Genomic DNA, 26,508 nt, shown 5'->3' with positions numbered 1-26,508 from the left:
GCGCGCGCGGCGCGCCAGCGCCTCCCCGGCGCGCGGCACGGCCCCTGCTCAGGCGGCCCGCATGACCACGATCAGCCTCTCTCTCGACACCCCGGAGCTCGCCCAGGCCTACGAGCGCGGCAGCGACCGGCAGTTCAACCACGGCAAGCTCCTCATCGAATCGCTGGGCGTGCGGCGCGGGCAGCGCGTGCTCGACGTGGGCGCGGGCACCGGCCGGCTCGCCGCGCACGTGGCGGAGATCGTCGGCGCCGAGGGCAGCGTGGCGGCGATCGATCCCCTCCCGCTCCGCGTCGACATCGCCCGGCAGAAGACCCGCGCGAACCTGGCGACCGCGGTCGGGCGCGCCGAGGACCTCTCCGCCTTCGCCACGGGCAGCTTCGACGTGGTGTACCTGAACAGCGTCCTTCACTGGCTGGACGAGGCCCAGAAGCAGCGCGCCATCTCCGAGGCGGCGCGCGTGCTGAAGCCCGGCGGCAAGCTCGGGTTCAGCACCGGCTCGCGGGAGAAGCCGCACCAGCTCGAGTCGGTCCAGCGCAAGGTGCTCGCCGAGCTCGGGAAAGAGGCGCAGGGCACCCTCCCGTACAAGCTGACGGTCGACGAGGCGCGGGCGCTGCTCCAGGGCGCCGGGTTCATCGTGGATTCGCTGGAGATCCTCACCTTCGTCGACCACGCCGCCGACGTCGACGAGATCTTGAGGCACAGCGGCTCGAGCTCGTTCGGCAATCACCTCTCGCACCTGAGCGCCGAGGAGAAGCGCGAGGTGCGCGAGCGGCTGGCGAGGGAGCTCGAGGCGTCGCGCACGCCGCAGGGGATCCGGCTCGAGCGGAACCTCATCTTCGCGATCGCCCACACCGCGGCCAACTAGATCAGCCAGTCGGATCGGTGACACCAGGTCGCCGGAGGCGCCCGCGCAGCGGGCCGGAGCGCAGCGGAGGACCTGGACGCGAGCGAGCACGGCGCGACCAGCCTCACGCGACGGCGGACACGCGACCATGCTGCCCAGAATCCCGGCCCCGGCCGACCCGGGCGCCATGCCCATCCGCAGCAGTGCGCCAACAGATCCTGCGGAGCAGCCCGTTTTACTTTACCTTCCCCCCTCAAAGCCGGTGGTCCTTGAGACAGCCGGCGCTTGGCGGCGCGACCACCGTTGCCCGACCTTGCGGCCGCAGCGATCGTCTACAAGGACGTGAAGAACGACCACACGTCTTCCGGGACCCAGGTACAAGGGCACGTGTCCGAGCAGGTTTTGGGAGGTGTCGCGCACGAGTTCCACAGGTCCGCGGTCCCATCTACGACGGCGTTGCCGTGACCCGACTGGTGCACGCACCAACGGAGGGGATGCCCGTCCGAGCATCCGGCGTAGTCAGTGCAGATATGCCCCCCGGAGCTCAAATAGGGGGGAGGCTGAGGCGGCTGGGGCGGGTTCTGGGGGGTGCAGCCGTTGTTCTGGACGAACTTGTCGCGCATCGGTCTCGCGTGGTCGAGAGTGCATACGTTGTCGGTAAGGCCGGCCATCTGCCAGTATGCGATGGGGTCGTTGCCGCCTTCGCAGCCGCTGAGCACGGCTCCGTCGTAGATCGCGACCCCACGGAAGACGTTCGCGCGGGCACACGCGATTGCGTAGCTCATGCCGCCGCCGTAGCTGAAACCGTTGGCGAAGAGGTGCGTCGTGTCGACGCAGTAATTCTCCTCGATCAGTTTGACCATGTCGTCGACGAACGGCAGGTTGTTCCCGCCCCATCCGCCGTTGAGCCCGTCGGGCGCGACGAAGATCGCGCCGTTGTTCGACAGTTTTTGGAGTCCGAAATGGGCCATGTTGTACCCATTCGATCCGCCGCTGTCGACTTCTTTGGAGTTGCCGCCATTCCAGTGAAACCCGAACACCAGCCAGTAGGGCTTGTTCTTGTCGTAGTTGTCGGGGAGCCTCATGGCGAAGCCCCGGTTCTGGCCGCCGCTCTGAATCCTGACATACCCGCCCTCGCCGAAGCCGTTCGGCGGCTCGTTCGGGACCGGCTCGAACCTGATCGACGATGTCTTGCCGCACCCCGGGCTCGGCACCGCGCCAGAGCTGCCGTCATCCGGCCCTGTACCGCCGGAACCACCGCTCGCGGAGCCACCGCTCGTGGAACTACCGCTCGTGGAACTACCGCTCGTGGAACCACCGCTCGTGGAACTACCGCTCGTGGAACTACCGCTCGTGGAACCGCCGCTCGGCCCGGAGCCGCCAACCGAGCTGCCGGAGCTGGTGGATGCGCCACCGCTGCCCGGGCTGTCTCCATCGCCGGAGCTCTGGGTACATGCGACCGCCATCAAGGCGAGGTACGCGGGAATTCGCGCCAGCGCTCGATAGCGCCATGCGCGGGCAAGACCTCGATTGTTGTTCATCATATCTCCAATCCTCCGGGGGGTCGGCCAGGTTGGGAGCAGGAAGTCCGAACGTTTCGGAGATGTCCAGCCTCAACTGCGGGATCTGCCCTGGCTTGACGGAACCTTGTTCGTCGAGAGCTCACCCGCACGCGGCGTGTCGTCAGCCATCGTGCCCCAGAGCAGGCGCGAGAGCCGCGTCACCATCTCGTCGCCCGTCGACCGGAGGAGCTCGGGGTCGGGGGGCCCGTTCGATGCGGTAGAGAAAATCCGGCGTCTGGAGCAGCGCCTCGATCACCATGGCGATGCCGGTGGCAAACGTCGCGTCATTTCGCCCGGCGCTGTACAGGGCGAAGTCCCATCATCGAACAACCGACCTTCCCTGAAAGCTTCATCGCAGCAGAGCGCCGATCGCGTACCAGACGTTCGCCATACGCGCGAAGCCGGCCTGGTTCGGGTGCACCCCGTCCGGACCTCTCACTCAGGATGACAGTGGTCCGAGTCGAGCAGCCGCTCGGACCGATCTCCCGCGAACCGCAGGCAAAGGTCGTGCACGCCATCGGTCGGTGTCATGGAACATTTCGATATATATCTGATGTTGCCATCCTCCCGTGGTGCTGACGGGGCACATGTACACGGGTCTTCAGGCGCCCCATGAGCCCCGGCGGCACCCCGTCGATCGCCGAAGCAAAAGGATGCCCTTCCAGGCCAATGTGAACGTTCACATTCTGGATGTCAATTCCAATCGACCAGCCTGCGTCTGTCATCGATCCCGAGGGAGGACGAGGCTTGCGGGTCTCCCTCGGAGCGCCGCGTCGAGCGAGGGGTTCGTTCGGCGCGACGCGTCGAGCGAGGGTTAGTTCGGCGCGACGCGTTCAGAGGGGTGGGCGCAGGATCGCGAGCTTCGCCGGCCCGCTCGACTGGCGCGGAGGCGATGTGGTCATCGACGTGTGTGTACGTTCATCAATGTGCGATGAGACGGAGTGCGCTCGCGGCGCGGTGCGGGGGAGCTCGCGCTCGCGGAGGCCTCCGCTCGAGCAAGCGGTCACCGGCATCTCCCATGACACGCCGTGCCCGGCGCACTGCGTGACATCGTGGTGCTCCTCGGATGGCAACACGCGTCGGCGCTCCTCGGAAGCTGCTTGAATCTGGACAGCCCTGCTCCGGCGCTTGCGGGCTGCGAGGGAGCGAGCAGGCGTCCTCGACGCCAGCCTCTCTCGCCATTCCCTGGTGGCCCCCGTAGCCCGGCTGCGGCGTCGTCCTGCCGGCGCCCGTCCACCGTGCTTCCGGCCCCCATCTGGTAAGGTTGGGGCATGTTCGCTGCCAGGCCTCCTGGTCTCACCGCCTCCGAGCGCGCCCGCTTCGACCGCGATGGCTTCCTGGCCGTCGAGGGCTTCGTGCTCCCGGCGCAGTGCGACGCCCTGAGGGCGCGCGCCGCCGAGCTCGTGGACGGCTTCGACCCGGCGGAGATCTCCATCTTCTCGACCAGGGATCAGGCGCGCTCCACCGACGCCTACTTCCTCGGCTCCGGCGACCAGATCCGGTTCTTCTTCGAGGAGGAGGCGTTCCTGCCCGACGGCTCCTTGCGGCAGGCGAAGGCCTGGTCGATCAACAAGATCGGACACGCGCTCCACGATCTCGATCCGGCCTTCGCCCGCTTCTCGCGATCGCGGGCCCTCGCGTCCGTGGTCTCCGATCTCGGGCCTTCGCGCCCGCTGCTCCTTCAATCGATGTACATCTTCAAGAACCCGTTCATCGGGGGCGACGTCGGCTGCCACCAGGACGCGACGTTCCTCTACACGGACCCGCTCAGCGTGATCGGGCTCTGGTTCGCGCTCGAGGATGCGACCGTGGACAACGGCTGCATGTGGGCGTTGCCGGGCGGCCACCGGGGCCCGTTGCGCCGGCGCTTCGTGCGCGACGGCGACGGCACGAGGATGATCGCGCTGGACGACACCCCTCTCCCGGCGGTCGCGCCGCGCGCTCCCTACGTGCCCATCGAGGCGCCCAGGGGCACGATGGTCCTCCTCCACGGCCTCTTGCCCCACTGGAGCGGCGCCAACCGGTCCGGGCGCTCCCGCCACGCCTATGCCATCCACGTGGTGGACGGCGCGTGCCGCTACCCCGAGGACAACTGGCTACGTCGCCCGCCCGACCGGCCGGCGCGCGGGTTCGAGACGTAGCGCCGTCTGCCGCCCGGCCGCCCCGTCATTCCCGCCCCCGCGGGTGTCCGGGGCGCGACCGCGCGCGCGCCGCGAGCCACCGCCTGGCCGCGCCGCGCACCATCTGGCTCGCCGACGAGAGCCGGTCGAGCCCCGGGCCCTCGCCGAGCGAGCGCACCATCCCGCGCGCCAGCGCCACGAACGCGCGGTCGTACGGGAACCACCAGAGCTCGCGCGCCGCGGTGCTCTCGTCGACCGCGACGAGCCGCGGCCTCGTCATCGCCCGCAGGGCCTCGGGGCCGTTCTGCACGCCGGAGCCCGAGCGCCCGCGCCCCGTCCACACGGCCTGCGGCGCCGCGCCCGTGAACATGTGGTTGTTGACGGTGGCGACCCCGACCCGGAGCTCGCGGGCGAGCGCCTCGCCCCGCGCGAGGTCCCGCGTCCACACGCTCCCCGTGAGGCCATAGGCGCTCTCGTTCGCCGCGCGCACCGCCGCGCCCACATCCGGGACGGCGATGACGGGGATCACGGGCCCGAAGGTCTCCTCGCGCAGGAGGTCGAGCGACGGATCGACGCCCGTGAGCACGGTCGGAAGGTAGTAGTTGCCGCGGCGCGCCCCGCCGCAGCGCACGCGCGCGCCGGCCGCGACCGCCTCGCGTACGTGCGCCTCGACGCGCGCCATCTGCGCCGGCGTGGCGATCGGGCCGATCTCCACCGTGCCCGGCGCGCCCTCGTCGTCGCCGTCGCGGAGCCGCTCCGCGACGGCGACGAGGCGCCCGACGAACGCCTCGAACACCTCCGCCTCGACGTACACGCGCTCCACCCCCGCGCAGCTCTGGCCCGCGTTGACGAAGCCCGCCCACGCGATCCCGTGCGCGGCCCGCTCGAGATCCGCGTCGCGCAGCACGATGGCCGCGTCCTTCCCGCCGAGCTCGATCTGCGCCGGGATGAGGCGCTCCGCGGCCGCGCGCGCCACCGCCCGCCCCCCAGCGACGCCGCCCACGAAGACCACGTGATCGACCTCGCCGACGAGCGACGCGCCGGCGTCGGCGCCGCCCTGCACGAGGCCGAGCAGCGCCCCGGGCAGCGCCTCCTCCAGCGCGTGGAACAGCGCCGCGCCGGTCCGGGCGGCGTGCTCGGACGGCTTCAGCACCACGGCGTTGCCCGCGAGGAGCGCCGGGACGAGGTTGTGCACCGCGATCGACACCGGGTAGTTCCAGGGCGTGATGAGGCCGATCACCCCGTGCGGCAGGCGCTCGACGCGCGCCCGCTTGCGCGGAAACATGACCGGGTTGAAGGCGACCTCCTCGGCCTCGAGGAAGGCCTCGCCGCGGGTCGTGTGGTAGCGAAACACTTCGGGGGTCGAGCCGAGATCGACCCCGTACGCGTCCGCCATCGGCTTGCCCAGCTCCCGGTGCAGCACCGCCGCGATCTCATCGGCCCTGCCCAGCAGGCGCCGCCCGGCCTCGGCGAGGATCCGCGCCCGCTCCGCGATCGGCCGCCGCGCCCACGCCGCCTGCGCCCGCCGGGCGCCCTGGACCACCCCGGCGATCGCGCCTGGCGCCGTCACCCGCACCGGAGGCAGCGGCGCGCCGTCGAGCGGCGACGCGCCGAGGATCCATCCATCCTCGATGACTCCCCCCATGGACTAGGCAGCTCGCTGGCCGAGCAGGGCGGGTGCGACGCGGCGGCAGCCCGGCATCCCCGCGTCGTGGAGGTGCGCGACGAGCGCCCGCCGGAAGGCGCCGCGGGGAAGGCGCCGGTGGCGATCGAGCGCCCGGAGCAGCGGTACTACGGTCGCGAGCACGCCGGCCGTGTGCCACCAGTAGCGCGCGGTCGCGCGGACGTACGATGGCAGCCTCGAACGGGCGAAGAAGCCGTCCAGGTACGCGCGGTCATAGGCCGTGTGCGCCTCCTCGTCGACGGCGAGGCGCCGGAACACCGGCTCGAGCGGAGGATACGAGAGGCGCGGCGCGGCGATCTCGTAGAACGCGCTCATCACCACCTCGAAGGCGAGGCAGTCGACGGCGAACTCGAGCACGTCGTGCGGGACGGCGACGCGCCGGAGCATGCTCTTCATCAGCCATCCCGGCAGCCGCGCGCGCGCGACGACCTCGGGGTAGGCGCGCGTGAAATCGAGGAGCGCCTTGCACCAGAGGTTCGCGTGCGCCTGCTCGTCCTTGAGGTGCCGGAGGCCATGCGCGAAGAACGCCTCGAGATACCCCAGATCGCCGCGCGCCAGCGCCAGATCGAGCGCCGGGAGCACGGGCAGGACGCCGAGCGCCGCCGACTCGACGACGGCGAACCAGGTGATCAGCAGGCACGTGGCGTCCGCCTCGGCCTCGGTCGCGAACGTGAAGGACATCGGCGCATCGACAGGGGCGTTCTCTTCGTCAGGTGCGAGCATTGCTTGGTGCATCCCCCGTTCAGTGCGCGAAGAGCGCGCGTGTCCCCTGACGTCCCGTGCGCGAAGCGCACACGGAGCCTCCGGGGGTCGCGTCTCGCCGCGCGCTCGCAGGGAATTGCAGCAACCGTGCCGGTCGCGACGCCGCGTGAAGCGCGGGAGCGCGGCCCCGCTCGACCCGAGCGGAGCCGCGCTCCGGCCAGCGCGCCCTGAGAAGGGCCGCTCTCGCCGCGCTACTGCTGCTTGGCGGTGTCGCCGGAGCAGATGACGAACTGCGTCGCGCCGTCCAGGGCTTCTCCCTCGCCGGTGAACCGGATCTGCCGGCGCTCCGTCGACGGGCACTGGGCGACGACCTCATCCCGGCCGAAGCCGAGCCGCGGGTCGACATAGCACCAACCGTGCACCTTCTCGCCTCCGACCTCGACCGGCGCCGGCGGCAGCGTGTTCTGGCAGGCCTCGAGCTCCTCGGGCTTGCTGAGCTGCTCGACCTCGCAGACGCAGTTCCAGCCGCTCGCCTCCGCGACCGGATCGTCGAGCACCACCCGCTCCGCGCCGAGGTGCTCCGGGGGCACCGCGCGCCGCGCCGCGCGCCCGTCGCAGCTGCACTGTCCCTCGGGCACGCTGCGCGCCTCGACGACGACGCAGCTGACCTCTCCGGTCTTGCTGGGCTGGAGGGCGCGGGGCAGGCACTGCCCGCCGAGCCGCGTCTTCAGCCGATCGACGATGGCGCCGACCGCCGGCCGGTAGCCGAAGTCGGTGTCGCCCGGCCCCGAGTTATCGAGCTGCGCCGGGCACACCGAGCCGACGATGCCCTGCTCTCCGAGGTCCCGGATGAGCTCGAGCTGCCGCAGCCCCGGGTAGGCCTTCGCCTTGACCTGGACGTTGCTGTCGGTGCCGTCGGCGTTGTCCACGCAAAGGGGGCTGTTCCGGTCCTCCTTGTCGGTCCTCTTGTCGCAATCCCCGTTCATCACGCTCGTCTTCAGCGGGAACACACAAGCGAACTGGAGGTCTCCGAAGGTCGGCTTGGGGTTCCACTCGTGGCCGTTGATGAGGTTGGCGTCATCCGGCGAGTCCGGGCCGGCGATGCGCGTCCCGGTGATCGGGTTCTCTCCCTCCCGCGGGTCCTGCGACTCGACCATGTGAGGATCCGCGGGAGGGCGTCGCGTCCTGGGATCTCCGAGGATGATGTCCCACGTGCTCGAGAAGCCGGCGATCTGGGCGCCCAGCTCCTCGGCGCCCTTGAAGCCGCCGACGGGGTTGCCATCCTTGTCCTTGCCCTCCCGGAGATCGGGCTCGCCCGCGTCGTTCTGGCGCGCGATGTCCTGCCAGGGGACGCCGACGAGCCCCGCGAAGAACACGAGCTCCGGCGGCCGGATGGTCGTGTTCTCGTCGGTCGGGTCGAGATCCGAGAAGATCGGGTTGTCGACGAGGTTGCCCTCGTGATCCGGGATCTGCGGCTCCGTCAGCGCCTGCGTGTAGCGGTCGATCGGGTAGAGCAGGTCGGCCCCGAACCGCCGCTTCTGGTCGAAGCAGCGCAGGTTGAACGGGTCCTCGAGCTCGTTGAGCACCTCGATGGGGCCACCAGGCACTCCGCACGTCTCGTCGACCGGGCACTCGCCCTGATCCTTCACCCCGCAGGACATGCAGCACGGATCGTCCGGGCCCTTCTCCGAGCACTCCTTGCGCGGCCGATAGATCGAGCCCGACTGTGCTACCTTGTAGGCCGTCCCGCCCTCGCGGATGGAACAGTCGTTCTCGTCCGACAGCATGACGATCGCGAGGAGCGAGTCTGGCCGCAGGAACGCCTGGCGCTGCTCCAGGAGCCTCGCGTCCAGTCCCTGGCGGACCGCCTTGTCATCCACCACCTCGATCTTCTCATAAGGCGCAGGGTCCACGAGGAACCGGTACCAGCTCTCCAGCTGCGACTCGAAGCCGCACCCGGCGTCACCCACCCCTTTCACCATGTTCGTCAAGGTCGGCACGAGGCCGCGGCCCTGGCCGTCGTCGAGGATCGACTCGCCGGCGGGGCTGAGCTTCTGCTCCGGATCCCAGGCGAGGAACCCCTTGCTCTGGTAGGTCGGCGGGTTGTTGTCCTCGTCGTTTCTGTCGTCCTCGTCGCTCCGGGCGATGAGGTGCCCCCGGTCGTTGTTGGAGAAGTGCTTTTCCGGCGAGCACGACGACCCCGTGCCGTGGTCGCCGATGCTCGTGCTGATGATGCCGATGTGGATGTCGGTGACAGGGTCGAACTCACGCTCCATGCCGCTCGGGCAGCGGCCGTCCGTCGCCCTGGCCGAATTCACGGGCTTCAGCGGGTCGATGCACCGGGGGTCGACCAGGCGTTCGACGAGGTCGGGCACGGCCAGCGCGAGGATATCCTGCTTGTCCTTCATCGAAGACGAGTTGTCGATCGTGAGGAGGAGGTCGATCTTGTTGACGCGCTTCGGGAGCCGCTCGACGACGGTCCCTGTCGTGCGCGTATCCTGAGTTGCGATGGGGCGGCTCAGGCACCCTGAGATGAGCGACGTCCCGCCCACGACGAGGGCGCAGACGAGCGGTGCGGCTGCGCGAGCAGCGCGGGATGGACGACGAGCGGGCATGGATCCTTCCTTGCGCGAGAGATGGAGTGGGCCCCTTCGCGCGTCGCGTGCGACGCGCGCTGCGCCGGCGCGCCTGTCTCGCGCGGAGTGGATGACAGGCCGCCTGGCGATCGCATGTCAGACGCCGAGAGGGCGTGTTCTCTTGGCTACGTGGCGCGATCGGCGCGGCGCCATCACGAAAACGCACGAGCGACGGACAGCGCGGCGCAGCGACCGCTTCGCGCCGGGCGGCGCGGCGGCGGCTCGGGCGGAGGCGACGCGGCTCAGAGCAGAGGCGGCGCGCGCCGGCGGCTCACGGCGGAGGCGACGCGCGCCGGCGGCTCACGGCGGAGGCGGCGCGGGCGTCGTCCCGAGCAGCCGCGGCGCGCGGCGTCGTCTCGAGCGGAGACGGCTCGCGCCGGCTTGCTACGTCATGGCAAAATTGAAATGAAGGCGGAAAAAGTCGCGTACAACCGAGGGGAGGGCCAGACGCTGGGGGCGCCATCGGCCGGAGGCGTTCGCTCAGCTCTCGGCGGGGGCGGCCGCCTCGGCGCCGGCGATGAGCGGCGCGTACTGCGTGAGGAACTTGCTCCAGCGCTTGGTCTTGCGGCCGGGCTTGCGGGAGCTCTGGGTGCTCCGCTCCTGCTTCTGGGTGATTTTGAGGGTGAGGTGCTGGTGCTGGCGCGTCGGGCGATTCATGGCGGCGGATGCTGCTCGAAGCCGCCGCGCTCCGCAAGCCTCAAGGCGACGGCGCCCGCGCCCGCTCGTCCCGCTCCGGCCCCAGCCGGCCGAAGCTGTGGATGCCGTAGATGAGCAAGGCCAGCGCGAGCAGCGTGAGCGCCATGCCCGCGTCCGACGGCCCGACGCCGACCAGCGCGAGCCCGGCCACGAGGAGCAGGCCCCCGCCGCCGAGCGCTCGACGCGCGCGGCCCTCGGCCTCGCTCCGGATCCCCCGGCGGCGCGCCGGGCGTCGCGCGCCCTCGCGCTTCTCCCCTGCGTCGGGTGCGCTCACTGGAACTTCTGCGTCCGCGCGTAGGTGATGAAGTCCTGCACGTCGCGCGTCAGCTGCCGCTCGGCGCTGATCGTCGTGCGCTCGTGCGACTCGCCGATGAGGTCGTCGTAGCGGTAGTTGTTCTGGTAGAGGAGCACGATGCGGATGGCCCCGTCCTGCCCGCCGCGGACGATCCGGAGCTTCTCGTCCTGGCCGTTCGCCGGCGGGATCGCGGCGCCGAGCGTCTGGGCGTCCTCCTCGGTCACGTAGACGATGCCGTACGTGCGGTTCTGCACGCCGACGTCGATGCGCACCTTGCGCCCGCTGACGAGATCTACCTCGCGCCCGGGCACCGGCTGCGCGCCCTCCTGCACCATCGCCCGGCGGATCACCTCGATCGCCCTGCGCTCGTCAAGGGCGCGCGTCGGGTTTGGCGCGCGCGCCTCGCCGCCGCTGCAACCGGCGAGCGCGAGCGCGAGCGCCGTCGCCGCGAGCCCGAAGCGCGCCGCCTCGAGCGCGCCGCCGGGCGGCCGGCGCGCGCCTGCTGAGGGTCGACGATGAAGGGGACCGCGAAGGCGGGGCCCCGACCCGCAATGAAGCTTCCTCCACATGAGCGGCATGAGAGTAGCCAACTGCCCGGAGCTTCGCTACTTCTGCCGACATGGCGCGGCTCGCTGCGATCGACATCGGATCCAACGCGATACGGCTTCGCATCGTCGACGTCGATCCTCCGGCGCTCGGGGCGTTCGGCGCGGGCTGGGATCCGGCGCTCGCCGGGCCCTCGAGCGGCGCGCCGGACGCGCCGCGCTTCCATCCCTTCCGCGACGTCCACGCGGACCGCGCGTCGGTTCGTCTCGGGCATGACGTGTTCACGAAGGGCCGGCTCGAGCCCGGGGTCATCGGCGCCGCCTGCGAGGCGCTCCGGCGCTTCCGCACCGCGATGGATGCGGCCAAGGTCGACCGCTACCGCGCCGTGGCGACGAGCGCGGCGCGCGAGGCTCAGAACGGCGACCTCTTCGTCGAGCGCGCGGCGCGCGAGGCCGGGGTCCACATCGAGGTCATCGAGGGCGTCGAGGAGGCGCGCCTTGTCCAGCTCGCTGTCCGCGAGCGGGTCCCGCTCGGCGAGCGGACCGCGCTGCTCGTCGACATCGGCGGCGGCTCCACCGAGCTCACGCTGCTCCGGGGCCGCGGCGCGCTCTTCTCGCGCTCGCTCCCCGTGGGGACGGTGCGGATGGTCGAGACCTTCCTCGAGGATCGCCGCCCCGTCAACGCGGGGCACCGGCGGCTCGTCGAGGAGTACGTGGACCGCGTCATGGTCGAGGCCACGCGCGAGATCATGGAGCTGCTCGGCTCGGGCTCGGGGGTCGATCTGCTCGTCGGCACGGGCGGCAACATCGAGACGCTCGCTGACCTGTGCCCGGTGCCGGGCGGCGCCGCGGAGGGGCGGGCGATCGACGTGGCGGCGATGTCGCGCCTGCTCGACGAGATGGCCCCGAAGACGCCGGAGGAGCGCGCGCAGATCTACGGCCTGCGCCCGGACCGCGCGGACACGATCGTGCCGGCCGCGACCATCCTGAGCCGCATCGCCCAGGCGTTCGCGCAGCCGCTCATCGTCGCGCCCGGGGTCGGGCTCAAGGAGGGCGTGCTCGTCGACCTCGCCCACGTCCATTTCCTCGGGCCCGACTTCCGCGGCGAGGCGGCCGCCGTGAGCGACGCCTGCACCCGGCTCGGGCGCCGCTACCACTTCGACGAGCAGCACGGCGCGCTCGTGGCCCGCTTCGCCGAGCGGCTCTTCGACGACCTCGCGCCGCGCCACCGCCTCGGCCAGCGCGACCGGATCCTCCTGCGCGCGGCGGCCCTGCTCCACGACGTCGGCGACTTCGTCCGCTACGAGGGGCACCACAAGCACAGCTACTACATCATCATCAACAGCGACCTCATGGGCCTCACCCAGGAGGAGCGCACGATCGTCGCGAACATCGCGCGCTACCACAGGAAGTCGCCGCCGAGCATGGAGCACGACAACTTCCGCGCGCTCTCGCGCGAGGCGCGCTCGAAGGTCAAGGCGATGGCGTCGATCCTCCGCATCGCCGACGCGCTCGATCGCGAGCACCGGGCCAAGGTCGCGGAGGTGAGCGGCCGCATCGAGGCGGACACGCTGGTGCTCGAGGTGCAGGGCGGTGAGGACCGGGCGCTCGAGGAGTGGACGGTCGTCGCGAAGGCCGGGATGCTCCGCGATGCCCTCGGCCTGGAGGTGCGGATGGTCGACGTCACGCCGCGATCGCACCCGCCCCCCGCCGCTGCGGCAGCGAGCGGCTGACGCGCGAGGAGCCGCCGCGGCAGCGAGCGGCGGACACGTCAGGAGCCGCGCGACGCGCGACGACGGCCCGCCGGCGCGCCAAAAAGTGGCGGCGGCCTTTGCGCGGAGCCCTGCGCGCCACCATGAAGCTCAGCACGGGGGCAGCTGCGCCTCCGCGGACGAGCGCGGCGACGCCGTGCCAGCGAGCGCGGCCGTGCCGCGAGCGAGGCCGGCAGCGCCGCCGTGAGACAGGGGCGAGCGACCGTTGACGCTGAAATCTCCGAAGCTGATGGAGGCCCGCCGCGCCGCTGGCATCCTCGAGTCCGCCCTGCGCGGGCACACCGGCGACCTGACGCTCGCCGACGCCTCGGCGAAGAGCGGCCTGCCGCTGCGCGACGCCGAGAGCGGGCTGCACCTGCTCGTCAGCGAGTACCGCGGGCACCTCAAGGCGACCTCCGAGGGCGAGCTGCTCTTCCGCTTCCCGCACGGCTTCACCAGGCCGTGGGAGACCCGCACGCGGCTCCAGCGCGCGCTCGGGGCGGTCCTCCGCGGCGCCGCCGGCGTGGCCCGCTTCGTCGTGCGCGCGTGGATCGCGATCGTGCTGATCGCGTACGTCGTGATCTTCGTGGGGATCCTGATCGCCCAGATGTTCGCGCGCTCGAGCAGCGACTCGCGCGATCACGGCGGCTTCTCGGGATCGTTCGCGGGCTATTTCCTGTTCCGCATGGTGTTCGACGCCATCTTCTGGACCTTCCATCCCTTTTCGCCGTTCGTGTGGACGGCCGATCCGCCGTGGTCGTCGTCGTACGAGCGCCGCGGGGCGTTCGGGCAAGCGCACGGGCGACCGAGAGACGAGACGCCGTTCTACGAGAAGGTGAACCGCTTCTTCTTCGGACCGACGCCGGCGCCGCGTGATCCGCTGGAGGACGAGAAGCTCATCCTGGCCGAGATCCGCGCGCAGCGGGGCCGGATCGGGCTCGCCGACGTGATGCGCGTGACGGGGCTGCCGCGCGACGAGGCGGATCCGCTGATGGCGCGGCTGATGCTCGACTACGACGGCACGGTCGATGTGTCGGAGGAGGGGGGCATCGTGTACCGGTTCGAGGCGATCCGGCGGACGACGGCGGAGGCGCCGCCGCGGGCGCCGGCGCCGGTCTGGGCGAAGCGCGAGGAGCTGCCGCCGCTGACCGGGAACGGCGCGGGGGCGAACGCGCTCATCGTGCTGCTCAACGGGTTCAACCTGCTGATGAGCCTCTACGCGCTCGGCGCGCACCTCACGCTGGACAACCTGGGGCTCCTGGCGCGCGGGGTGCCGATGGCGGCGCTGCCCCCCACGGGCACGGCGGTCGCGCTCGGCGTGGTGCCGCTCGTCTTCTCGCTCGCGCTCTTCGCGCTGCCGCTCGGCCGCGCGCTCCTGCGGCCGCTGAAGCGGCGGCGGCTCGCCCGGCGGAACGCCCGGCGGGCCGTGCTGCGCGCGATCCTCACCCGCCTCGGGGCGAGGCAGGGCCGGGAGCCGATCACGGAGGCGGTGCTCCAGCGGGCCTGGCAAGATGCGGCCGGGGAGGCGCCGCGCTCGGAGGAGATCACCCGCGAGGTGGTCGCGCTCGGGGGCGACGTCGACCTCGAGGCAGGCGAGGGGATCCGGTACCGCTTTCCCGATCTGGAGACCGAGGCCAAGGCCCTGGAGGCCGAGCGGGAGGCGGCCTCCGAGGAAGAGGCGCGCGCCGGGAAGGTGATCTTCTCATCCGACGCGTGAGCAACGTCACGGGCGGCCGTGCGCTACCTCACGCGTTAGCCGGCGAACGTCGTGAACGTTTGCGAATGTTGCGAACGTCACGCCTGCAAAACGTCACGCCTGCAAAACGTCACGCCTGCAAAACGCCGAGCCTGCAAAGCTCCGCTGATCTGTGTGGACGCACGGGACCGCACCGCACAGATCCGCCGTTGATTGACGCGCTCTGGCTCAAACGTCTACGGTAGGGTTAATTTCGCTCATGTACTCCGTTGACAACAAAGCCGGTCGCCTGATCGAGGTGAGGCTTGCATCACCGCTCCCGGCTGGCGAGGTCGACGCGTGCATCGCCAGGATTCAGGGCATCGTGACCCAGAACCGGCACGGGGCTGTGGTCTGTATCGAGCTGCTCCAGGTCGACGTGCTCGCGCCCGAGAGCGCGGAGAAGTTCCTGGAGATGATGCGCGTGCAGAACGCGACGGTGCACCGGACGGCGTACCTGCTGCCGGTGGCGAACGCGATCCTCGGGCTCCAGGTCGAGCGTCTCATCCGCGACGCGCACAACTCGAGCCGAAAGGCGTTTCGCGACACCACCTCGCTCGAGGCATGGCTCGTCCCGGTGATGACGATGGTGGAGGCGCAGCAGCTCAGGAAGTTCCTGTCTCAGCTCGGCTGAGCCGGCGCTCACCGGGGCTTCGGCTGGCGGCGCTCGAGTCGCGCGCCCTCCGCGGCGGGGTCGGGGCTAGCCGCGGACGAACGGCAGGTACCTTGGCTGCCAGAACCGCGCCTTCACCTGATCCTCGGCGCTCGCCGGGTCGAGCTTTGCGCTGGTCGCGACGCCTTCCGCGAAAGCCGCCCGGATGACCGCGATCGCGACGCGCGTGGAGACCTCCTGGAGCTCCTCGACGGGCGGGTAGATGAGCCCCGTGTCGAGGTGCTTCTCCGCCGTGTAGTCGACGAGCGCGTACGCCGCGGCGAGCACCATGCCGTCCGTGATCTCGCGCGCGTCGGACAGGATGGTGCCGAACCCGAGCCCCGGGAAGATGAAGGCGTTGTTGCCCTGCCCGATGGGGATGGTCTTCCCGTCGAGCTCCACGGGCGCGAACGGGCTGCCGGTCGCGACGAGCGCGCGGCCGCCCGTCCAGGCGAGGATGTCTTCGGGGAGCGCCTCGCTGGCGCTCGTCGGGTTCGAGAGGGGGAAGATGACCGGCCGCGCGGTGTTCGCGGCCATGGCCTTGATCACCGGCTCGCCGAACGCGCCCGGCTGCCCGGACAGGCCGAGGAGCACCGTCGCGCGCGCGCCTTCGACGGTCTCCAGCAGCGACGGCGCCGCGCCCGATCTCGCCCACGAGGCGATCCGCTCCGGCGCCTGCGCGAACCTGCGCTTGTACTCCTCCATCGGGCGGTCCTTCGCGAGCAGGCCCTTCGAATCGAGGACGAAGATGCGGGCGAGCGCCTCCTCCTCGGTGAGCCCGTCCCGGATCATCCCCTGGCAGATCGCCCACGCGACGCCGATCCCGCCCGCGCCCGCGCCGTGGATCACCACCGACTGGTCCTTGATCGACTCGCCGCGCAGCCTGCACGCGGCCACCACGCCGGCCAGCGCGACGGCGCCTGTCCCCTGAATATCGTCGTTGAAGGACGGGATCACCTTCCGGTACCGCTCCAGCACGGAGAAGGCGGACTCCTTGGAGAGGTCCTCCCACTGGACGACGGCGCGGGGACAGCTGTTCTTCACCGCGTCCACGAACCTGTCGAGGAAGTCGAAATAGGCCCCGTCGCGCAGGCGGCGCTGGCGGACCCCGAGGTAGAACGGGTCGTCGAGGAGCTCGACCCGGTCGGTCCCCACGTCGAGCACCACAGGCATCGTGTGGAACGGGCTCACGCCGCCGCCCGCGGTGTAGAGCGCGAGCTTGCCGATCGGGATGGCGAGCCCGCCGTAGCCCTGGTCGCCGATCCCGAGGATCGCGGAGGCGTCGGTCGCGACGATCATGCGCACGTCCTCCCAGGGGAAGCTCGCGAGCACGCGCCGGGCACGACCGATGTTGTCGGGAGAGAGCGAGACGCCGCGCGCGCTCTGGTAGAGGAAGTTGAACTGCTGCACCGCCTCGCCCACGGTCGGCGTGTAGACGATGGGCAGCATCTCTCCGAGGTGACGGGTGAGCAGCGCGTAGAAGAGGACCTCGTTGCGCTCCTGGAGCGCCCGGAGATACTGATATCTGGCGATCGGCGTCGGCTCGCGGCAAAAACCGCCGTAGACGCGGGCGAGCTGCTGCTCCAGGGTGTTGACCTGCGGCGGGAGCAGGCCGTCGAGCCCGAGCCTCACCCGCTCGTCGAGCGTGAAGGCCGTCCCCTTGTTGGTCATGACGAGCCTGAGGAGCGCGATCCCGTCGACGTAGACCTCCATGTACTCGCGGCCGAGCGCGTCTCTCTTGACGTCGAAGTACTTCGATATCCTCGCCATCGAGGGAGCCTAGGCTCGGGCGACACAGGATGCCAGTTCGGCCGGCCTCACCGCGCGGGCCGGCGGCGCCGGACAGGCCACGACCTGATCACCTCGGCTGTCGGGCGCGCGGCGCGCGGCGCTCTGTACCCGGGGACGCCGGCGTCCGCCCCGGGCGCGGGCCGATTCCTCAGGTGATCGGGGCTCGTGGTATAGAAGCGCGATGAGACGCATTGCCATCGTCGGGGGCGGTCTGGCCGGGTGCATCGTCGCGTTCCGGCGAGCGGCGGCGGGCGACCAGGTGACGCTCGTCGAGGCGGCGCCGCGGCTCGGCGGGCAGCTCTGGACCGAGCGGGCCTCTGGCTTCGTGGTGGAGCACGGCGCCGAGGGGTTCATCGCGCGGAGCGAGGCGGTCCCCGCGCTCGCGGGCGTGCTCGGCATCGCCGGGGATCTCGTCGGCCAGGAGACGCAGCGGTCGTTCGGCTTCGACGGCGCCGCGCTGCGGGAGCTCGCGCCGGGCGAGGCGGCTGCGTTCCTCGGCTTCCAGGTGCCGCGCGACGAGCTCGGCCGGGGGATCCGGACCTTCCGTCTCGGGATGGCGCAGCTGACCGACACGCTCGCGGCCGCGCTCGCGGCCAGCGGGCGCGCCGACGTGCGCGCGTCCGCCGCGGTCACCTCGCTCGCGCGGGAGGCCGGCGGGCTCCGGCTCTCGCTCGCCGACGGGGGCGACATCGAGGCCGACGCGGTGGTGATCGCCACGGGCGCCGCGGGCGCGGTCGCGCTGCTCGGCGAGCCGGCGCGGGCGCTCCGCGGCGCCGAGACGCTCTCCAGCGTGACCGTCTCGCTGGCGTACCCGCGCGCCGCGATCGAGCACCCGCTCGACGGCACCGGCTTCGTCGTCGCCGCGGGGCACCAGGCGCACGGCTTCCGCGCGTGCACGTTCACGACCTCGAAGTTCGCCGAGCGCGCCCCTGCCGGCCATGTCGCGCTGCGCCTCTTCTTCCGTCCCGAGCCGGGGGACCTCGAGCAGCTCGACGACGCCGCCTGGACCGCGCGCGCCGAGGCCTCCCTCGCGCGCGTGCTCTCCGTGCGCGGCGCCGCCGAGCGCGCGTGGGTCTCACGCTGGTCGAGCGCGCTGCCGGTCTCCACCCCCGCCCACGCGGCGCGCGTCCGGGAGGTCGAGCAGGCGCTCGCTGGCAGCGGGGTGCTGCTCGCCGGCTCGGCGTTCCACGGCTCGGGCATCGACGCCGCCGTGCGCTCCGCCGAGGCGGCCGCGGAGCGCGCCGGCGCGCTGTAGTACGCTGTCGCGCGCTGTCGCAACGCGACATGCACCGGTGTCCCATGATGCCTGGTCACGGGCCTGCTGCCGCCCGCGGCGTATCGCGTCAAGTCGCCGGAACGCCGCGGGATTCCTCGATTGCGCTGATCCATGCTGGGACCCCGTGAGTCCCGGCCATTGAGTCGGCGATGAACGCGGAGAAAAAAGAATCGACTCGAGGAACTTTTCTGTTGCGCAGGTCATCGAAGGGGAGTACTCATTCCGCACAAGGATTCGTTATGTTCAGCCGCCTCGACAACATGCAGCTCATCAGCATCCAGGCCAAGGTGGGGACGCTTGAAGCGGTCGTGGCATGGGGGCATCTGCTGGGTGGCGATTCCTTGGCGCACAACCCCGGACATCCCTGCGGCCTCCGCCTGTCGCGGAAGCTCGGTAACCCGGATAGTGGCGCCTAGAGGCAGCTAAGCACGCGTCGATCGACGACGTTCGCGAAGGCCGCCTCGGGAAACCCAGGCGGCCTTCGGCGTTCTGGGGGGGGTCGTAGCAGGTCGTCCGTTGCGGGCTGTCGGCCCGCTGGTGGGCCGTAGGCTCGTTGTGAGCTGCAGCCAGCCCACAGGCCACGCTGTGGTTGTGGGTGAGGGCTTGTTCGAGGAGAGGGGTTGTCTTGCTTGCCGCGCGGGCGACGTCGTCTTGCGTTGTGGCGGGGGATAGTTGCGCCCGGTGAAAGGAGGCGCGGTAGCGCATGCACTGGAAGCATTCGATTCGAAAACGAATGATCGCGGCGTGCATTCTCGGCGCCAGGCAATGCTCCGTGCTGATTGGCCGGTATGCATTGCTCCCGCCGAGCGCCGCGGAGCGCTCTCGCGCGCGCGCTGATGTCGCTCCGCATTCGCGGAGACCAGGCGATCTCGCGCTGGAGCAGCAGCCCTAGGCTCCCTCTCACGCGTCCATGGTGACGTGCGAGGGCCGCCCGGGGAATCGGGCGGCCCTCTCTGTTTCAGGGTCAGGGTGCGCGCTCGTCGGGGCGCGATCGATATTCGTGTGCGTGGGGCCGGACGGCCGTGGTTGTCCGCTCCTTCGATGTGGAGGCTCGAGCTTCTCAGATCATCACGGCCTGCCGATGCGGCAGGCGACGCGGAGGTACGCCCTCCGCGGGGACCCGTAGCTCAACTGGATAGAGCAGCCGCTTCTTAAGCGGACGGCTGGAGGTTCGATTCCTCTCGGGTCCACCTGGCGCACCGGTCTGCCTTAAACGCCGCCCCTCCACCCGGAGCGGGCGGCGGGGAGGGTACGCCTGTGCCGATCCCCTGCCGACGCCGCAGCACCGGCAGAGGGAACACTCGATCTGTGACAACCTGCCATGTGCAATGTAGATGGAGGCGCCCTGCGCCTCCATGTTCCGGCGTAGCTCAACGGTAGAGCGTCCGCTTGTTAAGCGGGTGGTTGGAGGTTCGATTCCTCCCGCCGGAGCCGCGCCCCTGGCGCTCGGGGGGCGGAGCCTGCCTCGTTCATGCGAGGCACCGGCTCGCCTCCCGCCGGGGGGCTGATGGCGCTTGCCACGAGCAAGCGCTGCGGGATGTAGCCTAGTGGTAAGGCGCCTCATCTGGGGTGAGGAGATCCGCCGGTTCGATTCCGGCGGTCCCGACGATAGCTTGCGTGGGTGTTACTCATCTGGTGAAGAGGGCAGGTTGTGACCCTGCGAAGGCGGGTTCGATTCCCGTACGCCCACCCAGGACGGGTCGTGTGCGCTCGGTTATCTTCGGGGATCAACCCGAGCGCGAGCAGCTTATTCGTCCTCTTTTTGCCCGGTTCACCGGGCCGGAGGTGGTATCATGGCCAATTATCTGAAGCACTTCGCCGCGCTGCTCACCCCGCAGCGCCAGAAGGCCCGCGCCGACCAGGCGAGGAACAGCGCCGGCGGCTTCGTCTTCGCCCTCGACGAGTGGGCCAGGCTCGACCGCTGGCTCATCCTCGGCGCCGAGGGGGGGACGTACTACGCGACCGAGCGGAAGCTCACCGTGGAGAACGCCCGCGCTGTCGGGGACTGTCTCGCCGCAGACGGCCCCCGCGCGGTGCAGCGCATCGTCGATATCAGCGGCTCGGGGCGAGCGCCGAAGAGCGCGCCTGCGATCTTCGCCCTCGCGATGGCCGCCGCCGACGCCAAGGTCGAGACCCGGAAGGCCGCCCTCGGGGCCTTGCCCGAAGTATGCCGCACGGGGACGGATCTCTTCCACTTCGCCAGCGATGTGCAGGGGTTCCGCAGGTGGGGGCGCGGGCTCCGGTCCGCGGTGGCTGCGTGGTACAACGGCAAGCCCGTCGACAGGCTCGCGTACCAGGCGATCAAGTACCGGCAGCGCGACGGCTTCAGCCACCGCGATCTCCTGCGGCTCGCGCATCCGGTCGCGCCGAGCCCGCAGCACGACGCCCTGTACCGCTGGATCGTCGGCGGCGTCGAGGCTCTCGGCAAGGCGTCGGCGCGCGGCAAGGCGCTGCGCCCGGAGGAGCTGCCGGACGCGGTGCGCGCGTTCGAGTCGCTCCGCGCGGCGACGAACCGGAAGCAGGTCACCGCGCTGATCCGGCAGCACCGCTTCACGCACGAGATGCTCCAGACCGAGTGGAAAAACGACCCCGCGGTCTGGGATGCGCTGCTCGAGCACATGCCCCAGACGGCGCTCATCCGCAATCTGGGCAAGATGACCGCGGTCGGCCTGCTCTCGCCGATGAGCGACGCGTCCCGCAAGGCGGCGCGACAGCTCACCGACGCCGCGCGCCTCCGCGCGGCCAGGGTCCACCCGGTCGCCGTGCTCTCGGCCCTCAAGGTCTACGAGCAGGGCCACGGCGAGCGCGCTCGCCGGCGCGAGGGCGCGCTCTCGTGGACCCCGGTCCGCGAGATCGTCGACGCGCTGAACGAGGCGTTCTATCTCGCGTTCGAGGCCGTCGAGCCGACCAGGAAGAAGCACCTCCTGGCGCTCGACGTCTCCGGATCGATGACGAGCGGCCAGATCGCCGGCGTGCCCGGCCTGACGCCGCGCGTGGCGAGCGCGGCCATGGCCATGGCGACGGCGAGGATCGAGCGCGAGGTCGCCGTGGTCGGCTTCACGTCGGCCTCGGGCGGCTACGGCGGCAAGTGGGGCGGGGGAGCGCCCGGGCTCACGCCGCTGTCCATCTCGCCGAAGCAGCGGCTCGACGACGTGCTGCGCGCAGTGAACGGCCTGCCCTTCGGCGGCACGGACTGCGCTCTGCCGATGATCTGGGCGAAGCGGAACCGGGTAGAGGTCGACACGTTCGTCATCTACACGGACAACGAGACCTGGGCGGGGGACGTGCACCCGTTTCAGGCGCTCAGGGACTACCGGCAGGCGATGGGCCGGCCGGCGAGGCTGATCGTCGTCGGCATGACGTCGACCGGCTTCTCGATCGCCGACCCGACGGACCCCGGCATGCTTGACGTCGTGGGGTTCGACGGGGCGGCCCCTCAGGTGATGGCGGACTTCACCCGGGGTGCTTCGTGACAGGCGCGACGTACGGGCTCCGCCAGCCCGTACGTCGCCGGGGGCGCGCGCTGGGCGCCCTGATTTGCCGCTGTAGCTCAGCCTGGGAGAGCACCTGAAATGCCGTCCTCCGATCCCTTGCCCGATCCGGGCCGCAGGAGGACGGTTACCGTTCATTGGGATGTCGCGGGTTCGAATCCCGCCGGCGGCGCTGCGTTGCCCTCGTATGCATCTGGTGAGGCAGCCTGATTGTCGATCAGGTGAGGGGAGTTCGATCCTCCTCGGGGGCGCCTCGTGGTGTGGTGTCATGGCGACCGCAGAGCCTCCAGCGCACCTGCGGGGGTGGTCCGGCCCTTCACGCAGTTTGCGGAAAAAAAAGCAGAGAATGGAGCCAACGAAATCGAGCGATGGTCGTCCAATGGATGGAAGGAGATAGGGAGGTGGCGATGAAGATCTGATGTAAGAGTCGTTGTTTCGGGGTGATGGTTCAACCGGGAGAACACTGCCCTCGCACGGCAGGGATCGAGGTTCGAGCCCTCGTCGCTCCACCGAACGGGCCGAAGCTCGTGGGTTACCACTTTCACTGGACTCCCCACGGCAACCCCTTGTCCGTTCGTTCGTTTTGCTGCCGAGGCGGGCCGCCGGCCGGCGAGCCGCACGTCGTGCGGGCGCGCGGTGCCCGGCGGCCCGCCTCCTTTTCCTCTCGATGCCTCCTCTTTCTCTCGATGAACATGCGGTGGTAGCTCAACGGTAGAGCGCGGGCTTGCCAGGCTCGCGACGGGAGTTCGATTCTCCTCCACCGCTCCAGCGACGCGCCGTACCTCTGGCGAGGTCCGCGCCCGCGACTTGGGACGCGGACCTCGCCCGCGGCCCGGCGCTCCTGATCACATGCTCGTGTCCCCATCTCGCTAGAGGCTCAGGCGGCCGGATTTTCGCTCCGGAGACGCGGGTTCGAATCCCGCTGGGGACGCCGGGCCGCTCCGCTCGCCTGCGTGCTACTTCGGGAGCCCGCGCCCGAGCGAGCGAGCCTGCCAGCTCGAATCGACAGATCGACGACAGAATCCTGGGTGTGGCTCAACCTGGTAGAGCACCGGCTTCGGGAGCCGGGGACTGGGGGTTCGAATCCCTCCACCCAGACCGCGGCGCGCGGACGTCACCGTGACGGAACGGCATACGTGGCAGGCTGAGATCCTGCGCCCTTCGGGGTATGTGGGTTCGAGTCCCACCGGTGACACCCTGCCCGGGTGGCGAAACGGCAAACGCTGCTGGCTTAGAACCAGCCGACTGGGGGTTCGAATCCCTCCCCGGGCACCCATCGTGCGTGCCGATTGCACGTGACCTGGAGTGACATCATGAAGAGGAAGAGACGGTAGAGGTGAGCCATGACCGCGCTGACGCTGCTTTTGACGCCATGGATGGTGCCCCATAAGGTCATCCCGTGGCAGACCGCTGTCACGATGAGCTTCCTGGGCAAGGTGGAGGTGATCGAGGAGTACGACGACGAGATCCGGTCGCCGTCGCTCTCGATCAAGGCGCCGGCGGTGGTGCGGCTGAAGCGGCCGACGCTGCAGATGAAGCGCGGCGTGCGGTTCTCGAGGACCAACGTCCTCTTGCGCGACGGCTTCCGTTGCCAGTACTGCGGGGTGAAGAAGGAGGCCCGCGAGCTCAACTACGATCACGTCATCCCGCGCGTGCAGGGCGGAAAGACCGTGTGGGACAACATCGTCGCTTCCTGCTACGCGTGCAACTCGACGAAGCGGGGACGGACGCCGGAGCAGGCCGGCATGAAGCTGCTCCGCGCCCCGGTGAAGCCGAAGTGGCTGCCGCCGGCGCCCGTCATGGGCCTGAGCGAGCGGCGGATTCCGGAGGCGTGGGCGGGCTACTGCACGAGCTCGGGATGAGCTGAGCCCCCGCGCGCGGGTGCCGTGTGTCGATGTGCCGATGGCCCGCGCGCGGGATGGGTCGGGCGCGCCGGCGCGGGTCGGGGCTTCCGCCGGCCGACGGGCGGGTGCAGGATGGCCGGGCATGCAGATGCCTCCGGCCATCGACCGCGGCGAGGACGAGCCCGCGCCGTTCCCCGCGGTCTTGCGCGGGTGGCTCATCGAGGGCGAGCTCGGGCGCGGCGGGATGGGGCGGGTGTTCCGGGCGCGGCACCCGAAGACGCGGGCGCGGGCGGCGATCAAGGTGCTGCTCGGCGACTACGCCCGCCGGCCGGACGTGGTGGCCCGCTTCCGGCAGGAGGCGATCGCCGTCAACATCATCAACCACCCGGGCATCGTCCGCGTCTTCGACTCCGGCGAGCTCGAGGACGGCTCTCCGTACATCGTGATGGAGCACCTCGACGGGCGCGGCCTGCGCGACTGGGTGCAGGCGGTGCCCGCCGCGGATCGGCCCCGGCAGGTCGTGCGGCTCGGCTACCAGATCGCCTCCGCCATGGCCGCGGCCCACGCGTCGAAGGTCGTCCACCGCGATCTCAAGCCGGAGAACATCATGGTGGTCGACGACGAGCTCGCGCCCGGGGGCAGCCGCGTCAAGATCCTCGATTTTGGCATCGCGAAGGTCCTCTGGGGCGGGCTCCCCGAGGTGCTGGAGCTGGAGGGAAGCGGCCCTGTCACGCGCGCGTCCGCGCCCGTGATCCGCACCGAGCTCTCGGCGCAGTCAGCGCCGACCGTGGGGGCCGCGCCCGGCGCCGCGGACTCGACGGCGGACGGCGGCGCGCGCGAGGAGGAGGCGCTCCGCAGCCTCCCCCTCGTGAGCGTCGGGCGGCCCGCGATCAACCCCGCGCCCGTGGAGATCCCGCTCGTGGCGGCGTGCTACGCGGCGGCGCGCGTGTCGATCGAGCCTGGCCCGCCCGCGCCGCACAGCGAGGGCGCGGGGCAGCCCACGATGCCGTTCACGCAGGAGGGCGTGTGGGGCCTCGGGACGAGGAGCTACATGGCACCGGAGCAGGAGCGCCACTCCGGCAGCGTCGACGTCAAGGCGGACGTCTACTCCCTCGGCGTCATCCTCTACGAGCTGCTCGAGGGCCAGACGCCCGACGCGCCGAGCGGGGCGTGGCCGCCCCCGATGAGCGCGGCGACGCCGCCCGATCTCGTCGCGCTCGTGCACGCGGTGCTTTCGTTCGATCCCGAGGCGCGGCCGCGCATGGCCGAGGTGGCGGTCGCGCTGCACCGGCTCGGCCGGGCGAAGAAGGAGTTCGACGAGGCGCTCTCGCAGTGGGCCGCGGGCGGCAAGGCGCCGAGGCTCCTGCCTCGCGGCAAGGCGCTGCACGAGCTGTCCGCGTGGGCCCGGGGCATCGACGATCTCTCCGTCCTGGAGCGGAGCTTCCTCGACGCGGCCGCCGCGGCGGAGGCGCGTCGCGAGCGCCTCACGCGCGCGCTGCTCGCCCTCGGGGTGGTCGTCCTGATGGGCATGGTCGCGACGACCACCGTGTTCTGGGTGCACGCGACGCGGGCGCGGCGGACGGCCGAGGCCGCGGAGCGCGCCGCGCGGGAGCACAGCCGGCTCGAGGCGGCCGCGAACGCGTCGGCGCAGGAGGCGCTCGCGAAGATGAGCGAGGCGCAGAGCGCCACCGAGGAGGCGCTCGCCCTCGCGATGAAGGCGAGCGACGACGCGCGGAGCGCCAACTCCGCCAGGGACGCGATGACCGAGGCGAAGCGCCTGGCCGAGAGCGCCGAGCAGCGCGCTCGGCGCGCGGCCCAGGCCGCCGCCGCCGCGAAGGCGGAAGCCGACGTGCGCTACGAGCAGTCGAAGAGCGCCATGGAGCGCGAGATCGCCGGCCTCGAGATCGACCGCGAGCGCCTTTCGGCGCGGCTCGAGCGCGCCGAGCACGACAGCGAGCGGGTGAGGACCGCCCTCCGCTCGCGCGAGCACGAGCTCAGGGCCGCGCTCTCCGAGCTGAGGCGCGAGTCCGCGCGCGCGGGTGCGCTCGACCGCAGGCTCGACGAGGCCTCCGAGCGGGTCGACGATCTGGAGAGGAAGCTGGAGGAGTGCGCCGCGAGGCAGCCCAAGGCGCCGCCGCGGCCCGAGCCTCCGGCGGACGGGGACTCGGTCCCTCCGCGGGAAGAGGAACAGGAGAGCGCGACGCCGCCGGCCGAGCCCCCGATGGACTGGACACCGCCGCCGTCGCCTTTCCCGCCGTTGCCGCGCGGTACGACGATCTAGCTGAGGGTGGGGATCTCCTCGCGGCCACGGTTGCCGCCGCGCGCGTCGACGATCCGGACCGTGCTCGCCTGAGGACCCTCGTCGCCGTCCTCCTCGGTGTAGGCGACCCCCATCCCGATCTTCAGCTCGGAGAACGGACCCGACAGGATGCTCCGCTCGTGGAAATAGATCTCCCGGCCATCGGTCGTCGTGATGAACCCGTAATCGTTGAACAGCTTGGTGATCACGCCGGCCGTGTCCTGCGCCGGGTGCGCCTTCACATCGCTGCGCTGCGCGCTCGCGAGCTTCTTCAGCTGGCGACCGGCGCGCTGGAACACGTCGCGCACCGCGGTCGGCAGCAGGTTCTTGGCGGCTCGCTCCTCGCTCACGATCTCGTGCTTGCCGGCCACGTGGAGGTCGACGCGCACGCGGAACTCTCCCCCCGTGCCCTGGCTCGCGTGGTCGAGCTCGACCACGACAGCGCAGCTGTTGATGTGGTCGTTGAAGCGCTGAATCTTGTTCGCTTGCTCCCGGATCAGCTCCTCGAGCGAGGGGCTTTTATCGATATGTCGGAACGTGAGCTCCAGTTGCATTCTGGCTCCTTTCATCCCGCGTCGCTGGGAC

Annotated in this window: 19 protein-coding genes and 12 tRNA genes; 22 read left to right on the top strand and 9 right to left on the bottom strand. The window is 70.9% G+C overall.

Annotated features, from left to right (window positions below; genetic code table 11):
- Positions 1–61: 61 nt before the first annotated feature.
- Positions 62–865 (top strand): class I SAM-dependent methyltransferase, encoded by an 804-nt coding sequence (locus tag WME89_RS36110; protein WP_438004175.1) that lies wholly within the window; start codon positions 62–64, stop codon positions 863–865.
- Positions 866–1,176: 311 nt separating this feature from the next.
- On the opposite strand, the gene WME89_RS36105 is transcribed toward WME89_RS36110, so the two are convergent.
- Positions 1,177–2,388: an alpha/beta hydrolase family esterase gene (locus WME89_RS36105; protein ID WP_438004174.1), complete on the bottom strand. Its 1,212-nt coding sequence runs from the start codon at positions 2,386–2,388 to the stop codon at positions 1,177–1,179.
- A 1,289-nt stretch (positions 2,389–3,677) separates the two neighbouring features.
- On the opposite strand from WME89_RS36105, the gene WME89_RS36100 reads away from it, so the two are divergent.
- Complete coding sequence (locus tag WME89_RS36100) at positions 3,678–4,547, top strand: phytanoyl-CoA dioxygenase family protein (protein ID WP_438004173.1); 870 nt, start codon at positions 3,678–3,680, stop codon at positions 4,545–4,547.
- Between the two features lie 25 nt (positions 4,548–4,572).
- On the opposite strand, the gene WME89_RS36095 is transcribed toward WME89_RS36100, so the two are convergent.
- From WME89_RS36095 to WME89_RS36070, 6 genes are all read right to left on the bottom strand, one after another.
- Positions 4,573–6,171 (bottom strand): aldehyde dehydrogenase family protein, encoded by a 1,599-nt coding sequence (locus WME89_RS36095; protein WP_438004172.1) that lies wholly within the window; start codon positions 6,169–6,171, stop codon positions 4,573–4,575.
- Positions 6,172–6,174: 3 nt separating this feature from the next.
- Entirely contained in the window at positions 6,175–6,891 is a 717-nt protein-coding gene (locus tag WME89_RS36090) for a hypothetical protein (protein WP_438004171.1), read from the bottom strand.
- 272 nt (positions 6,892–7,163) lie between these two features.
- Complete coding sequence (locus WME89_RS36085) at positions 7,164–9,527, bottom strand: hypothetical protein (protein ID WP_438004170.1); 2,364 nt, start codon at positions 9,525–9,527, stop codon at positions 7,164–7,166.
- 501 nt (positions 9,528–10,028) lie between these two features.
- Positions 10,029–10,205, bottom strand: coding sequence for a hypothetical protein (locus WME89_RS36080; protein WP_438004169.1), 177 nt, complete (start codon positions 10,203–10,205; stop codon positions 10,029–10,031).
- Positions 10,206–10,245: 40 nt separating this feature from the next.
- On the bottom strand, positions 10,246–10,518 hold the full coding sequence (locus WME89_RS36075) for a hypothetical protein (protein ID WP_438004168.1): 273 nt from the start codon (positions 10,516–10,518) through the stop codon (positions 10,246–10,248).
- The gene (locus WME89_RS36070) at positions 10,515–11,108 is read right to left on the bottom strand and encodes a hypothetical protein (protein ID WP_438004167.1); all 594 of its coding nucleotides are present in this window, start codon (positions 11,106–11,108) and stop codon (positions 10,515–10,517) included. Before WME89_RS36070 ends, WME89_RS36075 begins: the two co-directional genes overlap by 4 nt.
- A gap of 50 nt (positions 11,109–11,158) precedes the next feature.
- On the opposite strand from WME89_RS36070, the gene WME89_RS36065 reads away from it, so the two are divergent.
- The 3 genes from WME89_RS36065 (at position 11,159) to WME89_RS36055 (ending at position 15,204) form a co-directional block, all read left to right on the top strand.
- Positions 11,159–12,817, top strand: a complete 1,659-nt coding sequence (locus WME89_RS36065; RefSeq protein ID WP_438004166.1) for a Ppx/GppA phosphatase family protein — start codon at positions 11,159–11,161, stop codon at positions 12,815–12,817.
- Positions 12,818–13,061: 244 nt separating this feature from the next.
- On the top strand, positions 13,062–14,552 hold the full coding sequence (locus tag WME89_RS36060) for a hypothetical protein (RefSeq protein WP_438004165.1): 1,491 nt from the start codon (positions 13,062–13,064) through the stop codon (positions 14,550–14,552).
- Between the two features lie 238 nt (positions 14,553–14,790).
- Positions 14,791–15,204 (top strand): hypothetical protein, encoded by a 414-nt coding sequence (locus WME89_RS36055; protein ID WP_436622154.1) that lies wholly within the window; start codon positions 14,791–14,793, stop codon positions 15,202–15,204.
- Between the two features lie 66 nt (positions 15,205–15,270).
- On the opposite strand, the gene WME89_RS36050 is transcribed toward WME89_RS36055, so the two are convergent.
- A complete protein-coding gene (locus WME89_RS36050) occupies positions 15,271–16,992 on the bottom strand; it encodes an NAD-dependent malic enzyme (protein ID WP_438004164.1) in 1,722 nt (573 codons plus the stop codon).
- Between the two features lie 97 nt (positions 16,993–17,089).
- On the opposite strand from WME89_RS36050, the gene WME89_RS36045 reads away from it, so the two are divergent.
- The 17 genes from WME89_RS36045 (at position 17,090) to WME89_RS35965 (ending at position 25,905) form a co-directional block, all read left to right on the top strand.
- Complete coding sequence (locus WME89_RS36045) at positions 17,090–18,268, top strand: protoporphyrinogen/coproporphyrinogen oxidase (protein ID WP_438012014.1); 1,179 nt, start codon at positions 17,090–17,092, stop codon at positions 18,266–18,268.
- A gap of 260 nt (positions 18,269–18,528) precedes the next feature.
- Entirely contained in the window at positions 18,529–18,705 is a 177-nt protein-coding gene (locus WME89_RS36040) for a hypothetical protein (protein ID WP_438004163.1), read from the top strand.
- Positions 18,706–19,405: 700 nt separating this feature from the next.
- A tRNA-Lys gene (locus WME89_RS36035) sits at positions 19,406–19,479 on the top strand.
- A 169-nt stretch (positions 19,480–19,648) separates the two neighbouring features.
- Positions 19,649–19,720, top strand: a tRNA-Asn gene (locus tag WME89_RS36030).
- A 102-nt stretch (positions 19,721–19,822) separates the two neighbouring features.
- Positions 19,823–19,895, top strand: a tRNA-Pro gene (locus WME89_RS36025).
- A gap of 12 nt (positions 19,896–19,907) precedes the next feature.
- Positions 19,908–19,982 (top strand) — tRNA-His (locus tag WME89_RS36020).
- Positions 19,983–20,082: 100 nt separating this feature from the next.
- A complete protein-coding gene (locus WME89_RS36015) occupies positions 20,083–21,762 on the top strand; it encodes a TROVE domain-containing protein (protein ID WP_438004162.1) in 1,680 nt (559 codons plus the stop codon).
- Between the two features lie 66 nt (positions 21,763–21,828).
- Positions 21,829–21,952 (top strand) — tRNA-OTHER (locus tag WME89_RS36010).
- 7 nt (positions 21,953–21,959) lie between these two features.
- Positions 21,960–22,031, top strand: a tRNA-Asp gene (locus WME89_RS36005).
- Positions 22,032–22,217: 186 nt separating this feature from the next.
- Positions 22,218–22,289, top strand: a tRNA-Ala gene (locus WME89_RS36000).
- A gap of 185 nt (positions 22,290–22,474) precedes the next feature.
- Positions 22,475–22,548, top strand: a tRNA-Gly gene (locus WME89_RS35995).
- Between the two features lie 89 nt (positions 22,549–22,637).
- Positions 22,638–22,711: transfer RNA gene (locus WME89_RS35990), tRNA-Glu, on the top strand.
- A 93-nt stretch (positions 22,712–22,804) separates the two neighbouring features.
- A tRNA-Pro gene (locus WME89_RS35985) sits at positions 22,805–22,878 on the top strand.
- 15 nt (positions 22,879–22,893) lie between these two features.
- Positions 22,894–22,975 (top strand) — tRNA-Leu (locus WME89_RS35980).
- Between the two features lie 4 nt (positions 22,976–22,979).
- Positions 22,980–23,052: transfer RNA gene (locus WME89_RS35975), tRNA-Leu, on the top strand.
- Positions 23,053–23,156: 104 nt separating this feature from the next.
- Positions 23,157–23,642, top strand: coding sequence for an HNH endonuclease (locus tag WME89_RS35970; RefSeq protein WP_438004161.1), 486 nt, complete (start codon positions 23,157–23,159; stop codon positions 23,640–23,642).
- 124 nt (positions 23,643–23,766) lie between these two features.
- Entirely contained in the window at positions 23,767–25,905 is a 2,139-nt protein-coding gene (locus WME89_RS35965) for a protein kinase domain-containing protein (RefSeq protein WP_438004160.1), read from the top strand.
- Here WME89_RS35965 and WME89_RS35960 read toward each other — a convergent pair.
- On the bottom strand, positions 25,902–26,477 hold the full coding sequence (locus WME89_RS35960; RefSeq protein ID WP_438004159.1) for an HPF/RaiA family ribosome-associated protein: 576 nt from the start codon (positions 26,475–26,477) through the stop codon (positions 25,902–25,904). The genes WME89_RS35965 and WME89_RS35960 overlap by 4 nt on opposite strands.
- Positions 26,478–26,508: the final 31 nt, after the last annotated feature.

The organism is Sorangium sp. So ce321 (assembly GCF_051530195.1).
In the GTDB taxonomy this organism is placed as follows: Bacteria; Myxococcota_A; Polyangia; order Polyangiales; family Polyangiaceae; genus Sorangium.
The sequence above is the reverse complement of the archived record's forward strand: the minus strand, read 5'-3'. Positions and strand labels throughout refer to the sequence as shown.

Excerpts from the sequence above, each read along its gene's own strand:
- WME89_RS36050 (WP_438004164.1), bottom strand. The coding sequence starts at position 16,992 with ATGGCGAGGATATCGAAGTACTTCGACGTCAAGAGAGACGCGCTCGGC.
- WME89_RS36110 (WP_438004175.1), top strand. The coding sequence starts at position 62 with ATGACCACGATCAGCCTCTCTCTCGACACCCCGGAGCTCGCCCAGGCC.
- WME89_RS36105 (WP_438004174.1), bottom strand. The coding sequence starts at position 2,388 with ATGATGAACAACAATCGAGGTCTTGCCCGCGCATGGCGCTATCGAGCG.
- WME89_RS36040 (WP_438004163.1), top strand. The coding sequence starts at position 18,529 with ATGTTCAGCCGCCTCGACAACATGCAGCTCATCAGCATCCAGGCCAAG.
- WME89_RS35965 (WP_438004160.1), top strand. The coding sequence starts at position 23,767 with ATGCAGATGCCTCCGGCCATCGACCGCGGCGAGGACGAGCCCGCGCCG.
- WME89_RS35970 (WP_438004161.1), top strand. The coding sequence starts at position 23,157 with ATGGTGCCCCATAAGGTCATCCCGTGGCAGACCGCTGTCACGATGAGC.
- WME89_RS36055 (WP_436622154.1), top strand. The coding sequence starts at position 14,791 with ATGTACTCCGTTGACAACAAAGCCGGTCGCCTGATCGAGGTGAGGCTT.
- WME89_RS36070 (WP_438004167.1), bottom strand. The coding sequence starts at position 11,108 with ATGTGGAGGAAGCTTCATTGCGGGTCGGGGCCCCGCCTTCGCGGTCCC.
- WME89_RS36015 (WP_438004162.1), top strand. The coding sequence starts at position 20,083 with ATGGCCAATTATCTGAAGCACTTCGCCGCGCTGCTCACCCCGCAGCGC.
- WME89_RS36090 (WP_438004171.1), bottom strand. The coding sequence starts at position 6,891 with ATGTCCTTCACGTTCGCGACCGAGGCCGAGGCGGACGCCACGTGCCTG.
- WME89_RS36100 (WP_438004173.1), top strand. The coding sequence starts at position 3,678 with ATGTTCGCTGCCAGGCCTCCTGGTCTCACCGCCTCCGAGCGCGCCCGC.
- WME89_RS36085 (WP_438004170.1), bottom strand. The coding sequence starts at position 9,527 with ATGCCCGCTCGTCGTCCATCCCGCGCTGCTCGCGCAGCCGCACCGCTC.
- WME89_RS35960 (WP_438004159.1), bottom strand. The coding sequence starts at position 26,477 with ATGCAACTGGAGCTCACGTTCCGACATATCGATAAAAGCCCCTCGCTC.
- WME89_RS36095 (WP_438004172.1), bottom strand. The coding sequence starts at position 6,171 with ATGGGGGGAGTCATCGAGGATGGATGGATCCTCGGCGCGTCGCCGCTC.
- WME89_RS36065 (WP_438004166.1), top strand. The coding sequence starts at position 11,159 with ATGGCGCGGCTCGCTGCGATCGACATCGGATCCAACGCGATACGGCTT.
- WME89_RS36080 (WP_438004169.1), bottom strand. The coding sequence starts at position 10,205 with ATGAATCGCCCGACGCGCCAGCACCAGCACCTCACCCTCAAAATCACC.